This window comes from Vibrio rotiferianus CAIM 577 = LMG 21460 (genome assembly GCF_002741985.1).
Taxonomy (GTDB): Bacteria; Pseudomonadota; Gammaproteobacteria; order Enterobacterales; family Vibrionaceae; genus Vibrio; species Vibrio rotiferianus.
In genome coordinates this window covers 341,220-355,367 of sequence record NZ_APHW01000108.1, presented here as the reverse complement: position 1 = coordinate 355,367, position 14,148 = coordinate 341,220, and the positions used below count along the sequence as shown (strand labels likewise).

The following is a 14,148-nucleotide window of genomic DNA, read 5'->3' as shown; positions in this document are numbered from 1 at the left end:
GTTGCTCTAAAACGCCACCTTGTATCATTTACGGGTGGCGTTTTTTATTTGTTATGTTATACCGATGTTTCTTGGGTGCTAAGCGATGCACTTAGGGGTATTTACCTAAAAACAAACAACCAGTTGGAGAGACAATGTATCACGCTCATATCTATTATCCTTTAATCCATGAACAGAAAGCGCAGGAACTGAGTGACCTCATCCGCGAGCAAAGACAAGATGTACTTAGAGTATTCCCGCTGGTGAACAGACTTGTAGGTCCTCATAAAATGCCTATGTTTGAACTACACATGGAGTCGGTAAGCGATGAGTTTGTATCATGGTTAGATGCGCATCGTGGTGACTTCTCCGTGTTAATTCATCCCGTCAGCGAAGAAGAGCTTATTGATCATACTGTTCGCGCCATATGGCTTGGCCGTGAGCTTGGTATTTTTGAAGATAAGTTAGACGCTTAAGCGGTAAAGTCTCCCTCTCTCGGTAAGCGTGCTTAAGCAATGTGTGCTAAACCTAAATATGAGGCGGTAGTTATTTTGCCACCTCATAAATAGAGATAATCATTAGTGCTTAATCAGGCGTTAAGGTTAACTTAACTCTTAATTTTTAGGGAAGTGCAGTTTACGACCCCAACGCAATTGGCAATGAAAGTGACGTTTTCTGAGGGGGAGGGGTATGCTAACACTACTTCTAGTCGTACTTGCACTTTATATCTTTTGGTTGCTGTTTAGGAATGGACCAGCCTTTGCTGAGCATGAGCCCAAGAGCGATAAAAGCTGGGTTGGGCCAACAAGCAACATAGAAGAGTGGCGCGGCTATTGTCATAATGTTGTCCAACCGTTTAGTTCTCAAACGTCGTTTTATGCCATTGCCTACTTTGCGAATTTTGTTGCTGCCGCGAATGCGATTTCATGGTCTACGGTCTACGAAGGGGATTACCCGGTTATCATAAGTCGTTTTGGTAGCTATTTTATCCTGTCAACACATGATGCGTTGCTTACCTCAGGCTTTGTTGCATTAGCTATTTTTATTATCAATTGGCAACTTGCTGTTCATTGTGCAGGTATTCTTAGCCAGTTCCTTGTAAGAGTCTTAATTATTAATCGCACACGCTTTGTCGCGATTAGTCTGGTGTTTTGCAGTTATTTTGCTTACCTACTGACTGTCGGTATCTTTTGGTTGTTTCAAGAACGTTATTCAATTTGGGATGGTCTAAAACTATCCCCGGTATTTCTCATTCTGGCGCTTTTGCTTGCGTTTGGTTTACCTTCAATGAAGCGTAAGCCTTCCAAATAAATGATGAAGTTGCGGAGAATTAAAGGGGAGTGGACAGGAAGCGGAGCTATTCGCCTGTAGCATTTGTATAAGCATTGATGTAGCATTGCCGACCTTTTTCGTCAGTGGGAGGATTTATGTACATCGGCTTTGACTACGGCACCGCAAACTGTTCGGTGGCGAAAATGGAACAGGGTGAGCCTAAGTTGCTCAAGCTTGAGGGAGCGAATCCCTACATTCCTTCCACCCTTTCTGCACCGACTCGTGAGTCGGTTTCTGAACACCTTTTCCGACATCGAGACATCAAGCCTTTTGATCAGGTCGGGGAGCAGGTGTTACGTCGTGCAATTAACTTCAATCGTGAAGAAAGCATAGATCTTGAACTTGAAGATATGGCTTTTGGTCAAGCTGCATTAGAGCGTTATCTTGCAGATCCTCAAGACATTTATTATGTGAAATCGCCAAAATCATTTTTGGGCGCATCGGGTTTACGCGACGTACAGCTCAGTTTTTTTGAGGACTTAGTATGTGCCATGATGGATAACATTAAGTCTCAGGCTGAGAACGATGCACAACAGTCAATTACTGATGCTGTGATTGGTCGTCCAATAAACTTCCACGGCCGTGGAGGAGAGGCTGCCAATATTCAAGCTGAAAATATCCTGTTACGTGCGGCGAAACGAGCTGGTTTTCGGAATGTTGAGTTTCAGTTTGAACCGGTTGCTGCTGGTCTGGAATATGAAGCTACGCTCACTGAAGACAAAACTGTTTTAGTGGTCGATATTGGCGGGGGTACTACAGACTGTTCACTTATCCAAATGGGCCCATCTTGGCGCGGAAAGGCTGATCGTACAGCAAGCTTGTTATCACATAGTGGGCAACGTATTGGTGGAAATGACTTAGACATTGCGTTGGCGTTTAAAAAGCTGATGTTCCCATTTGGTATGGAAAGCAAGATGGAGTCAGGAATTGTTATGCCAACGACTCAGTTCTGGAACCCAATTGCGATTAACAATGTTGAAGCTCAAAATGACTTCTACTCGCGTGAAAATCTAGCCGCGCTGAAACTGCTCCACAAACAAGCGCAAGAGCCACAAAAGCTTGCTCGTTTATTGGAGGTCTACCATGAATCGCTAGGTTACAACATTGTCCGCCGAGCTGAAGAGGCAAAGGTTGCTTTGTCTGAAGAGCCATCCTATCGAGCGGGCATTAATTTGCTATCTGAGCTGATTGAAGTTGATGTGTTACGTGACGAGATGATTGACGCTATTGAGTCTCCAAAAACAAAAATGACTGAGCTTGTAGCAGAAGCGGTAAACCTCGCAGGGGTAACACCAGATGCAATCTTCATGACCGGGGGATCGGCACGCTCGCCAATATTGCGTGAAGCAGTACAAACCGTGTTGCCAAATATTCCTGTTGTTAGTGGCAACTACTTCGGTTCCGTAACCGCAGGTTTGGCGCGCTGGGCTGACGTTTGTTTTAAGTAGTTACATCTTACTTCCTTTCTATGCAAACGCCTCGCTTCTTTGAGGCGTTTCTATTTCTTGTAAATGGCACACCTTTCCCTAAAAGGGTGGCTGCACATTATCCTTAATTTGTTGGTAAATAGTGCAAAGTGAATAACTAATCTTCGGTTGGTTCTCGTTTACTGAATTATGACAGTAATTTCGTTTAGGATACGTTACTCTCTCGCACCTTTATATCGCTCGTAGCGCCCGAAAAATAAGGGCTCTGCGGAAAAATAAGAATTTCTGATAATGAAATACGAACAACAAATCGGATATCGATATCCTAAAGGTCGATTTGCGATGGTGAGTGTTTACGCGTTCACTGGTGCAGCCATTTTAGCATCGACCATTTTTTCTCTTCTCTTGTTTTTGTCTATTGATGAAAACCCAATGATGCAAGCGCTGTTTGGTGGTTTGGCAATCATTTTTGAAGCGGGCAAGTTTTACGCTTGGTATGAGTATGGGGAGCGTAGAGCACACAGGAATTTTTCTGGCGCCCTGACTGCTTTAGTCTTTTATCTGGTGCTTGCTGCTATATCGATTGGAGGCAGTATTGGTGGTATTAACAGTGCGACTAATACAGCGCAAAGTCATATATCGGTAGAGCAAGCAAAAGTAGACGCGTACAACCGTCAAATCGCTTCGATAGATCAGCAGATTGAATTGAATAATTTGGCTGCTGAGAAATATATTCAGATGGAACGTATCGCAACAGGTGTTGCGCGCATTCAAGAGCAAAACAATAAGCTGCGTGAAGAGCAACAACGATTAGCTACAGAGCGTGATAGCTTGCCTCCAGTCGCACAAGGCTCAGTGATTGGTTTGATTGACAGCTTGGCAAAAGCATTTGGTACGACATCATCACAAGCGCAGTTGGGCTTAGTTGTGTTCTTGTCTATCTTGTTGGATTTTTTTGCAGCGTTCTTTGTCGGTTTGATTGGTGAGGAACAACGTTTCCGCCATTATTTCAGACTTTATAATGGAGTTACTCTGGAAGCTATAAAAGACATTGAACCAGAACCTGCGGGATATTTACCTCACATTAAAGAAGAGGATGAATCTGAAGCGAACGACTCAATAGAGCCAGAAGAGCCAAAAACACTATTAGAGCAGGTCAGTGAATCACTTAAGAATCACCAAATTACGTGTACCAAGAAGGCTGTAGCGAAACATTTCAGACTCTCAGCTGAAGAAGTCGATAAGGTGTTTGAAGAGCTAAGCGAACTCGGTTTAGTCGGTAAGAAAGCCAATCACCATTATCATTGGATTGGTCAGGCTGAAGCGGCTTAAGCATCGCGAATTAAGAATGAGAGAGCGTCCAGATGGACGCTCTTTTTTGTTTATTTTAAACCGATATTCACCCAGCGTATTCATATCGTTCTGAGATTAATCCGAGATGACCTTCTTGGTGGTGTATTGAAGCGGTTTCTTTTGTCATTTCAGAAGATTAGTCGTTGGCGAGGTCAATTTCTCTTGCGATATTCTGATCATTCATCACAACGCCATCGACCTCAATGGTTGCACCATCTAAGTTGGCTTCCTGAATACCATCAAGTTGAGTGTTGGTATCAATCAGCACGGTTTTGGTCTGGAATTCTGGCCCGTGGTCATTTTGACAAGCAAGGACAAAAGTTCGGGAGCTGGCATCGTAGCTGTCTACTAAGCCTGTACACTCAAAAGACTCTAATCTCTCAGGCGTATCATTGTTATCTGTTGCAGCAAAGCTGCTTGCTGAAGCAAAAGCGCCGAAAAGCATAATTAAAGGCAGTGTCATTTTACGCATTATTATTCCCTCATTTGGTCATACGTATCTGTATTAAAGATTGAAAAGAAAAGTTGATACGAGTAAGAGGGAGAAGCACCACGGGCGCAGTGCTTCTGGTTGTGTTTTTGGGCTTAGTGGCTTTTTAATCCTCGGCTTCCCAAGGTTCAATCTCAAGTGCAACATTAGTGTTGTTGATGATAGTACCTTCCACTTCTACGTGTTTATTGGCGATGTTTGAAAATGACAGACCATCTTCATACATTGTTTTGCCATTCACAACCACGCTTGAGTTATCTATGGTTTGGTTTAGGTCATTCCAACAGTGGTCGATATCGAAAGTTGCTTTATCCACACCGTTTACTTTGTAGTTGGATACCCAGCCAGAACATTCAAACTCATTAACGTTCCAGTCATCATCGTTATCGTCTGCCCAGTCTGGTTTCTCAAACTCTACGTGAGTTGCAACAGGTGTGTTTGCGGTTCCCAATACAGAAGTGACTTCAACCTCAGCGCCTACTGCCAAGTTTGAAATCAACGACGGATTACAAGGTGCGTCATCATCACTTTGGAAGCAGGTTTTGCTATCAATTACAAACGTACCACGGTAGTTCAGTTCAAATGCACTCTGATCTTGGTTTACCCAAGTAACGATACCTTCAACATCATTATCACCAGCTAATTGGTTGTAGTTTTCAATCTCTACATAAGAAGCATCGAAGACATTTCCATTGAAAGAACCTTCCGCTTCCACCCATTGACCTACTTGTAGGTCTGCAATGCGGCCATAAGCGACCGTGACATTTGCGCCAAGTTTGAACTCTTTCTTATTGAGATTAATGCTTGAAATTCGACCTTCGATTTCATCTTTTTCAGAAAAATCGGATTCAAATTTCACTACTGAAAGAACTTTATATTGGTCGTTCGCTGCAGGTAGAGAAGAAACCATTACCCAGTCACCATTTTCGATATCTGACTTATTTAGATCTGGATAGACGAGCTCAAAACCGTTAATGGTGAACTTGCCAGTGGTTTTATCAATGATCTGAATGTGACCCGTCATGGTTGGCTCTAGTGTGACAATAACGGGTGCGTTAGAGGATTTTTCTTTGCCAGACCCGACTTGTACCATCATATTAGGCTTAATCGAAGCCAGGTTGGTTTGCTTCCCGCCATACATCACTTCTGATACGCGGTAAGTGTAACCATTTACGGTGATTGAATCGTTTTCACTGTTCACAGACTCTACCGTACCGATAGCGGTACTCGGTTTTGCAGTAGGCTGGGTAGAAGAATTACTGCTGTCTCCAGAACCACCACAACCTGATAATACCAACCCCACTGCTGCTACAAGCGCTAATTTTTTCATTATTTGGACCTATTTTTGAAAGCTTCTTTATGAATTTGGTTGTATCTTATGGCGCGTATTGTGAAGTGATCGTGAAGAAACGTGAGCCCTATGAAAATTTTAATTGTCGACGATAATCACAATGTCTCAGAGACCATTGCTGATTATTTGGAACTCGAGGGAATGACTATTGATTGCGCATACCATGGAGAGGCGGCGCTAAATCTAATCCGAGATAATCATTACGATGTCATCATTATGGACATCATGATGCCGAAGCTTGATGGCATCAGTACGGTCGAGAAACTTCGTTGTGAATTCTTGTGCGGTACACCCATTCTATTCTTAACTGCGAAAGATACCTTAGACGATAAAGTGGCAGCATTTAATGCGGGTGGCGATGACTATTTGATGAAGCCTTTTGCCATGCAAGAGCTGAGCTTAAGAGTTCATGCATTGGCTAATAGAGGGCCTAGGCAAGATATCGGCACTCTAAAATTTGCGGACATAGCGCTGGATGTGAGGACTGATGAAGTCACCCGAATGGGCAAATACATTAAACTGAGTCGTATCCAAACTACCATTCTTAAATTACTGCTCAAGCGTGCCCCTGCCGCGGTATCGCGTTCAGAAGTTATTGATAACGTATGGGGTGATGAGCCGCCTGGTAGTGATGCATTAAGAAGCCATATTTACGGTTTGAGAACGGCACTTGATAAAGGTTTTGATGATTCCAGATTAGAGACAATTCATGGACAAGGCTACCGACTCAAAGCATAAAGAATATCCGAGCATATATCGTAAAATCCGTTGGGGCTTTGGCTTAATGACCTTTGCAATGTTTACATTGTTTTGGTCATTGATTTACGTTGCTGAAAATAAGCTTGAAGTATTGAGTCTACACCACTGGCTTGATACTGAAGTTGAACTCTACAAAGACAATTACCAAAAAATGGGCTGGGATGCACCGCTACCTAATGTAATGGAGTTTGATACCTATTGGAGTGAAGCTCCCACACCAAGTTGGTTGTTATCGTTTAAGTTTCCAGGGTTTTATGAGTATTTGCTAGGCGATGAAGACAAGCACTTTGTGGTGTTTGACCATCCTTCAGGAAAAGGGGTGATGTACATTGTTTTTCAAGATGACTCCGATGATTATCTGGATGAATACGAAAGCTCGTTACATCAATTTACCTTCCTGTTAGGCGGGGTGTTTTCAATAATCATGGTGGGATATGGCGTTTATATGGTGCGTATTCTGTCTCGTCCACTGACTAAGATTGAAGATAAAATTGCTTATATGCCGCCAGATCAGCCAATGTTTGAAGTGGATACCAATTTTAGTGAAACACGCCATATAGAACAGACATTACTGGACAGTAAGAATGAAATCGCGGGTTATTTTCGCCGTGAGCAGGAGTTCAGCCGTTTTGCATCGCATGAGTTGCGTACCCCAATCATGGTAATCAAAGGCTCTGCTGATATTCTCAGTCGGGTACCAGAGCAGCCACGGGTGGCACAGAAAGCAATAACACGAATGCAGTCGGCTGGTGAAGAAATGCGAGTGCTGACAGAGGCGTTCCTTTTACTAGGCAAAGAGAAAATTGAGCCACAACATTACGGCGACCATGAATTGCTCTCATGCCTTAATAGACAGTTGGAAGAGCTAGCCCCTTTGTTTGCTAAACAAGGTGCGGAGTATCAGCTAAAAGAGAGCACCAGTGGTGTAGCACATGCTCCGGAAAGCTTTGTCACCATTGTGATTAATAACCTGATTAAGAACGCGTTCAGCTACAGTGTGGGTGACATCGAGATCGAGCTAGATAGTACAGAGTTAGTTGTGACAAATCGTCACGATGGCAATGAAACATACAACGCTGGATATGGGTGTGGCTTAGTGATTGTGCAGCGTATCTGTGAGCGAATGGATTGGCACTTTGAGCTAGAAGACGATGGAGTTAGGTTTACCGCTAGATTGGGCTTTGTTTCCTAATTTATCCTTTAATTTTACTCCTTTCAACTCAGGTCTATAAATCTGGGTGACCCTATCTTGACGTATAAAGAGAATGCGCGTTCATAACCCAAAAAAATGATGCCGCTAACTTATCTTAGCGGCATTAAGAGGGTAACCTCTCCTTTTTATTCTTCGCTCTTAAAATGCATAGGTAATATTGAATCGGAAATCACGCCCCGGGCTCGCATAACCTTGTGCTACTGGGCTTCCGATGTATGCCATGTATGAGGCATGGTCAAAGTAGTACTTATCAAAGACGTTTTTCACCGATAGGGTTAAGGACAGCTCTTCATCAGTGAGTGGCATCCAGTATGCGTAAACATCGTGCACACCATAGCCTGGCTTTTCTGGATGAACGGTTGGATCCGCTACATCGGTCAAGCGTTCAACAAATCGTGCGTTCCAGCCAAACTCAAGGGTTTCCATTGGTTGGTAGATCAGATCAAGCACCCAAGTATCACCAATCGATGTTCCTAATGTAGAGTCTTCATCTGAAAGCGGAGTACCGTTTAGCTCTGGACGGGATTGGTTGTAACTCAGTCGGGCAGACACATCAGCAATCGCATAACCTAAGTAAGCGGTAATACCTTGGTTATCTAAATCACCCACATTGGTGTAAACCGCACCTTGGTTTGTTACCACGTCTTTGATGGTGCTATCGAAGAAGGTGACGCCAGCAAAGAAATCATCGTATTGGTAATTTGCCCCCAGCTCTAAGTTACGTGCTTCTTCAGGCTTACGATTTGGGTCGTTTTCGCGGTAGTCGATAACAAACAGTTCTTTGATTTGTTGACCACGGAATGCTTCTGCATAACTAGCAAATAGGTTCAAACCTTCCAACGCATAGTAATTAATACCCACGTTAGGGCTAAAGCCGCTCGAATCAAAATCTTGATCCATGTTATCAGTAAGCTCATACCAGTCATAACGAGCTCCCGCGGTAAGGATGATGGTTTCTGTTAGCATCCAATCATCTTGGACAAACAGACCATAGACTGTGCCTTTTTCTTCATCATCCTTTTTACCATCGTAGTTGGTTTCAAACTCAGATTTGTCTTTCTTGTAATCCAAGCCATAGACCAAGGTGTGGTCGGTAAATTTACTCGTGTTGAAGATCTTTACGCCAGTAGTCTGGATCGAACCATCACTGGTGCCCCAACGAGGATGATCTTTATGGGCTAAGCGGCTATCGGTGTAGTAGAAAGTCGTGTCTAAATTAAATAGTTCGCTTGCTGCGTATTTGTGATTCAGAGTAAAAGTAGAACGATCGGTTTCTTGGTCGAGAGGCGCGTTTTTAAAGCTTGGCTGGAAGTGAGGGCGATTTAAACGTCGACCATCATCATTGCGGTAATCGTAACTGACAGATAAGTAATGTTCGTCATTCAACTGACCGGATAGTTTGAGCAATGCGATTTGCTGTTCTAACGCAGTGTATGGTTGTTCCTGACCTTTGCCGTCTTCGATGTTATCACCGTCGACGTAACCAAATGAAGCCAGAAGACCAAGCTGATCAGCGACTTCTCCGTATAAACTTGCTGAAACCTTGTAACCCTTATTATTGGTGTAATAACCGCCCTTTAGCATCGCACCATAGGTCTCACCCGCGGCAAGAAGATCATGTGCGTCTTTAGTGGTGAACTTGATCGCGCCACCCAAGGCTCCAGAACCATCTGTTGCTCGACCAGTGCCGGCACTCACATCAACTTGTTTAAGTAACTCTGGCTCAATTGACAAACGACCTTGGTGGTGGAAGAGGTTACCGGATTGCTCTGCACCGTCGATAGATACATTCAGCATGGTATCTTCCAGACCGCGGACATAGATCTTTTGAGAAACACCAGAAGAGCCACCGACGCTCACTTCTGCATCTTTACGGAAAATGTCATTCAAATCTTGAGCTTGTGATTTGGCGAGCTGGTCGGAGTTTATCGTAATATCGATTCCTTCCGGGGTGTGTCCTAGCACCTCCATCACTTCAATGTCATCCTTGGCGAACGCTGATTGTGATGCAACCACAAGCGCGATGGTGAGTGGGCTTAGCTTAAATACGGTTGAAGCAGGCACCGTAACCTCCATTGTTAATGAGAATTATTATCGAGTGAGATTTTGGTGATTCTTCCTCTTTGAGTAAACGACTTTTACAACTGTTACAATCCTTTTGAGGAGCCGGAATTAGCGTCGTTTAGGTACTGAAATATCCATCGTCAATCCCTTTTGTTCTGCGTTGTAAGCGATAACCTTGCCGCCTACTGCTTCGATATGGCGTTTAGCGAGTGCGAGACCAACCCCAAAGCCTTTTCGGGATGTAACTTGGTTATTGGCTTTAAAGAAGGGTTTGAAGATTTGTCGATACAGGCTAGGGTCGATACCCGGACCTGAATCGGTAATCAAGATTTGATAATGATTGGATTTGGTGAGAACACGAATGTCTAACGTTTCTTTTGTTTGTGTGTATCGCAGACCGTTACGAATGATGTTCTCCAAAGATTGGCAGAGCGCCATTTGGTTTGAGTCTTGTAGAGGAAGAGAATGCTCTTGCAGCAATGAAACCTGTTTATCCGGGTATTCAAAACGCGCATCTTCTACGATGATTTCAATCAGCTCGGCGAGATCAAACGACTCGGTTCTTAAGTTTGGTTGCTCATTTTCAATCCACGCAAGGGTCAGTGTGTCTTCGGCGGTCGCTCGCATTTTTTGAGTATCGCTTTTGATTCGTTCTAGCATTTGCTCGCGTTCTATATTTTTATCTACGCAGTCAATTGCCATCTCAATTCGAGCGAGTGGGGTACGTATCTCATGTGACATGTCCGCAATAAGGTTGCGGTTGTGCTGAATCACATCTGACGTTCGTTCCGCCATTTTGTCGAAAGTACGAGCGACTTGGCTAATCTCGTCGTCGCCTAGTTTCATGGTATGCCCAATACGAGCAGAGTAATCGCCCTGACTGAAGGCTTGGCTGGCACGATGAAACTGCTGTAAGGGGCGCATAACATAGCGGTACAAATACACAGTAAGTGCTAGTAGAGAAAGAAAGGGAATCACAAAGCGAAACAACCAAAACGCGTGAGACATGTAGGTTCCCGGTCGCATTCGATCTGGTAGCAGAATCAAAAAGTGGTATCCGAATGGAGAGAGTGGGACTTCCATAATTGGGTTGTCTGGGAAATCGAGGTGAATCTTCCACTCTACACTTCGACCAATTCCATAACCTTGCCAAAAACGTTGGTTGAGCGGGTTCCCTCCTTTCACGTCAAGGTGGGATTGCAACACGGTTGCCCAAGTTGATTCTTTGATAGCAAGCTCTTCCAGCCAAACATCAAGTCCGTGCCAATCTTGTTGGTCAATGAAGGTTTGTGCGGTATTGCCCCAATCTAAAATTTGTTGACGATGAGACTTCTTTAAATAGCTCATTTTCTCGTTAGAGAGGATGGCAGCACTATGAATCAGAGAGAAAAAGATCACCACTCCAAGGGATAAGACGATAAATAGCCGCCAAAACAGCATTTTTTTCATTTAAAAATGTATCCCTTGCCATGAACGGTTTGGATGCGGTCGTTAGACATTCCCTCTGCGATGAGGCGCTTGCGTACTCGGCTTAAGTGCATATCAAGAGCACGGTCGTATTGACTGAACTGACGCTCTAGAACGGTCTGATAGAGAAAGGGTTTACTTAACACTTCACCGCGATGTTCGATTAAAGTCCAAAGTAACTTGAACTGAATCGGTGTGAGTTGAACAGGTTCCATTTCTGGGCGGTGATGAAGCGTAACGGAATGCGTCTGCTTACTGAGAAGAAGCTCTCTATCAGTGAGTTTTGTGGCAGAGTTAGGTTGTTGAATCAGTTGGGTTCGGCGCAGTATCGCTTCAACACGTAAGCTAACCTCGGTGAAGCTACAGGGTTTAGTAATGTAATCATCAGCACCACATTTAAGACCTTGAATTCGATATTCTTCCGCACCGTAAGCGGTGAGCATGACAACGGGGGCTTGCGACTGAGATCGAATCACATTGAGTACTTCAAATCCATCAAGGTTAGGTAGGTTCACATCTAAAATCACCAAGTCGAACGTTTTTTTATGAAATGCGCTTACTCCATCGTCACCACTGTACATAGAACTCACGCTGTAACCTTGCTCCTTGAGTAGTTCTGTGAGTTGAAGGTTGAGGTCGGGATCATCTTCAACTAACAAAATAGAAGGAGCAGTTGAGGGAGCACTAGACGACCAGTTTTGATGAGAAGTGGTAGCGGCTGACGTTGGACTGAACATGTTGATGCATTACTCATTATTTGATAATGCGAACTATTATCAAAAATCAACTGGTGAAAATCAATGTGCTGAATGAGAAAGCTATCAGTTATTAGTAATAGAGCGTCAAAGTGCGACCTAATTAGAAGTTTCGTTATCGGAGAGGGAAGAGATGCGAACGTGTGATTTAGGACGGTTAATTAGTAAATAAAAAGCGGCGAGTGGATGAAAAGTGAACAAAAAGAAAACCCACCAAGGCTGGTGGGTTTTTTCGGTAGTAGCAAAAGAAACTATTTCATTTTCTTAACTTCTTGCTGAAGTTGTTCTAGCTGTTTCATTTTCCCTTGTAGCCCAAGAGATTGGTAGCTAATTGATGCAGGGTTCATCATTTGGCCTTGCTGCATTGGGTAATCCGGCAACGTCTGGAAGAACTCACCTAGCACGTCTTGGATTGGTACGAATAACCACATGTTGTCTGCCATCCAGCGTAGGTACATACCAGATTCGTGTGGCGCTTTCTCGAATGGGTCAGCACGTAGGTGGATGATCTTCGGCCAGTTTGGAGCGAAACGAACCGCATCCGTGATGTTACCTTCTAGTGTAGCGAAGTGCAGTTTCCAATCGTTCCAGCGAACTGCGTTTAGTTCACCGTTTGCTGTGAAGTACAGTAGCGATTCACGTGGACCTTTCTCTTCTTTACCTTGGAAGTAAGGCATGAAGTTGTAGCCATCAATATGTACGCGCCAGTCTTTGCCGTTTGCCTTGTAGCCTTTAGCCAGTTTCTCTTTCACGTCAGGAACGCCTGCTGCTGCCATCAGTGTTGGTAACCAGTCTTGGTGCGCCATCATTTCGTTGATCTTAGTACCTGGTTCGATTACGCCAGGCCAACGAACAAGTTGAGGAACACGCATACCGCCTTCCCAAGTGGTACCTTTCTCACCGTGGAACGGTGTTGCACCGCCATCAGGCCAAGACACGGTTTCTGCACCGTTATCCGTTGAGTAGATTACGATGGTGTTGTCAGCCACACCTAGCTCATCCAATTTATCCAGTAGAACACCCACTTGATCATCATGCTCTAGCATGCCATCCGCGTAGATACTGATACCAGATTTACCTTGGTACTTTTCTTGTAGACGAGTCCAAACGTGCATACGGGTGGTGTTGTGCCAGATGAAGAAAGGCTTGTCTGCTTTTACGGCTTTTTCCATGAACGCCAATGACGTTTCTAGGAACTCTTCATCCGCATGCTCCATACGCTTGCGCGTCATTGGGCCAGTGTCTTCGATCTTACCGTCAGCAAATGATTTGATTACACCACGAGGACCGTAGTTTTTACGAAACTCAGGGTCTTTCGGGTAGTAGTATGTTTCTGGTTCTTCTTCAGCGTTTAGGTGGTAAAGGTTACCAAAGAACTCGTCGAAACCATGATTAGTTGGTAAGTGTTGGTCTTGGTCACCCAAGTGGTTCTTACCGAACTGAGCTGTCATGTAGCCTTGCCCTTTTAGAAGGTCGGCAATGGTTGGTGCCCAGTCTGGAATACCATGAGTTGAGCCTGGCATACCGATTGTAAGCAAGCCAGTACGGAACGGTTCTTGGCCTGTGATGAATGATGCACGGCCGGCAGTACAAGATTGCTGACCGTAGTGATCAGTGAATAGTGCACCTTCGTTTGCGATACGGTCGATATTCGGGGTTTCGTAACCCATCATACCTTGGTTGTACGCACTGATGTTCCAGTAACCAACGTCATCACCAAAAATCGCAAGGATGTTTGGTTTGTCTGCCGCCACTGCTGCGCTTGAGGTTGCCAGTACGCCGAGACCGACAGCCAGCTTGCTCATTTGGTTAGCCATAAAAACTCCAAATTGGTTGAAAGTTGGAAGAGAAGCACAGGTACTACCTACGCTTCGTTGGCTATTAAGTTAATGATGCAATTGAAGAATGTCGCTTTATAGTGTTTATAACCATAAGTTATGCAGGTAATTAACTCATTG

General features: G+C 44.2%; 12 protein-coding genes. 6 read left to right on the top strand and 6 right to left on the bottom strand.

Features of this window, described 5'->3' with window-relative positions:
• Positions 1-134: 134 nt before the first annotated feature.
• From B853_RS23980 to B853_RS23965, 4 genes are all read left to right on the top strand, one after another.
• Positions 135-455, top strand: coding sequence for a DOPA 4,5-dioxygenase family protein (locus tag B853_RS23980; protein WP_038886421.1), 321 nt, complete (start codon positions 135-137; stop codon positions 453-455).
• 214 nt (positions 456-669) lie between these two features.
• Positions 670-1,290, top strand: coding sequence for a hypothetical protein (locus B853_RS23975; protein ID WP_038886420.1), 621 nt, complete (start codon positions 670-672; stop codon positions 1,288-1,290).
• A gap of 116 nt (positions 1,291-1,406) precedes the next feature.
• Positions 1,407-2,759, top strand: a complete 1,353-nt coding sequence (yegD, locus tag B853_RS23970; RefSeq protein ID WP_010452234.1) for a molecular chaperone — start codon at positions 1,407-1,409, stop codon at positions 2,757-2,759.
• A 270-nt stretch (positions 2,760-3,029) separates the two neighbouring features.
• Positions 3,030-4,070, top strand: a complete 1,041-nt coding sequence (locus B853_RS23965; RefSeq protein ID WP_038886418.1) for a preprotein translocase subunit SecY — start codon at positions 3,030-3,032, stop codon at positions 4,068-4,070.
• A gap of 157 nt (positions 4,071-4,227) precedes the next feature.
• Here B853_RS23965 and B853_RS23960 read toward each other — a convergent pair whose 3' ends face one another.
• Both B853_RS23960 and B853_RS23955 read right to left on the bottom strand, forming a co-directional pair.
• The gene (locus tag B853_RS23960; RefSeq protein WP_038886415.1) at positions 4,228-4,563 is read right to left on the bottom strand and encodes a hypothetical protein; all 336 of its coding nucleotides are present in this window, start codon (positions 4,561-4,563) and stop codon (positions 4,228-4,230) included.
• A gap of 124 nt (positions 4,564-4,687) precedes the next feature.
• Positions 4,688-5,911: a DUF5666 domain-containing protein gene (locus B853_RS23955; RefSeq protein WP_038886413.1), complete on the bottom strand. Its 1,224-nt coding sequence runs from the start codon at positions 5,909-5,911 to the stop codon at positions 4,688-4,690.
• Between the two features lie 90 nt (positions 5,912-6,001).
• On the opposite strand from B853_RS23955, the gene B853_RS23950 reads away from it, so the two are divergent.
• Complete coding sequence (locus B853_RS23950) at positions 6,002-6,670, top strand: response regulator transcription factor (protein ID WP_038886411.1); 669 nt, start codon at positions 6,002-6,004, stop codon at positions 6,668-6,670.
• Positions 6,642-7,883 carry a sensor histidine kinase gene (locus B853_RS23945; protein ID WP_038886409.1) on the top strand — a complete coding sequence of 414 codons (1,242 nt, stop codon included), beginning with the start codon at positions 6,642-6,644 and terminating at the stop codon, positions 7,881-7,883. Before B853_RS23950 ends, B853_RS23945 begins: the two co-directional genes overlap by 29 nt.
• A 159-nt stretch (positions 7,884-8,042) precedes the next feature.
• Here the strand turns inward: B853_RS23945 and B853_RS23940 are convergent, their stop codons facing one another.
• From B853_RS23940 to B853_RS23925, 4 genes are all read right to left on the bottom strand, one after another.
• Positions 8,043-9,968: a TonB-dependent receptor domain-containing protein gene (locus B853_RS23940; protein ID WP_081641230.1), complete on the bottom strand. Its 1,926-nt coding sequence runs from the start codon at positions 9,966-9,968 to the stop codon at positions 8,043-8,045.
• A gap of 108 nt (positions 9,969-10,076) precedes the next feature.
• Positions 10,077-11,417, bottom strand: a complete 1,341-nt coding sequence (locus B853_RS23935) for a sensor histidine kinase (RefSeq protein WP_038886406.1) — start codon at positions 11,415-11,417, stop codon at positions 10,077-10,079.
• Positions 11,414-12,172: a response regulator transcription factor gene (locus B853_RS23930; protein WP_038886405.1), complete on the bottom strand. Its 759-nt coding sequence runs from the start codon at positions 12,170-12,172 to the stop codon at positions 11,414-11,416. Before B853_RS23930 ends, B853_RS23935 begins: the two co-directional genes overlap by 4 nt.
• Before the next feature lie 269 nt (positions 12,173-12,441).
• On the bottom strand, positions 12,442-14,007 hold the full coding sequence (locus B853_RS23925; RefSeq protein WP_038886403.1) for an arylsulfatase: 1,566 nt from the start codon (positions 14,005-14,007) through the stop codon (positions 12,442-12,444).
• Positions 14,008-14,148: the final 141 nt, after the last annotated feature.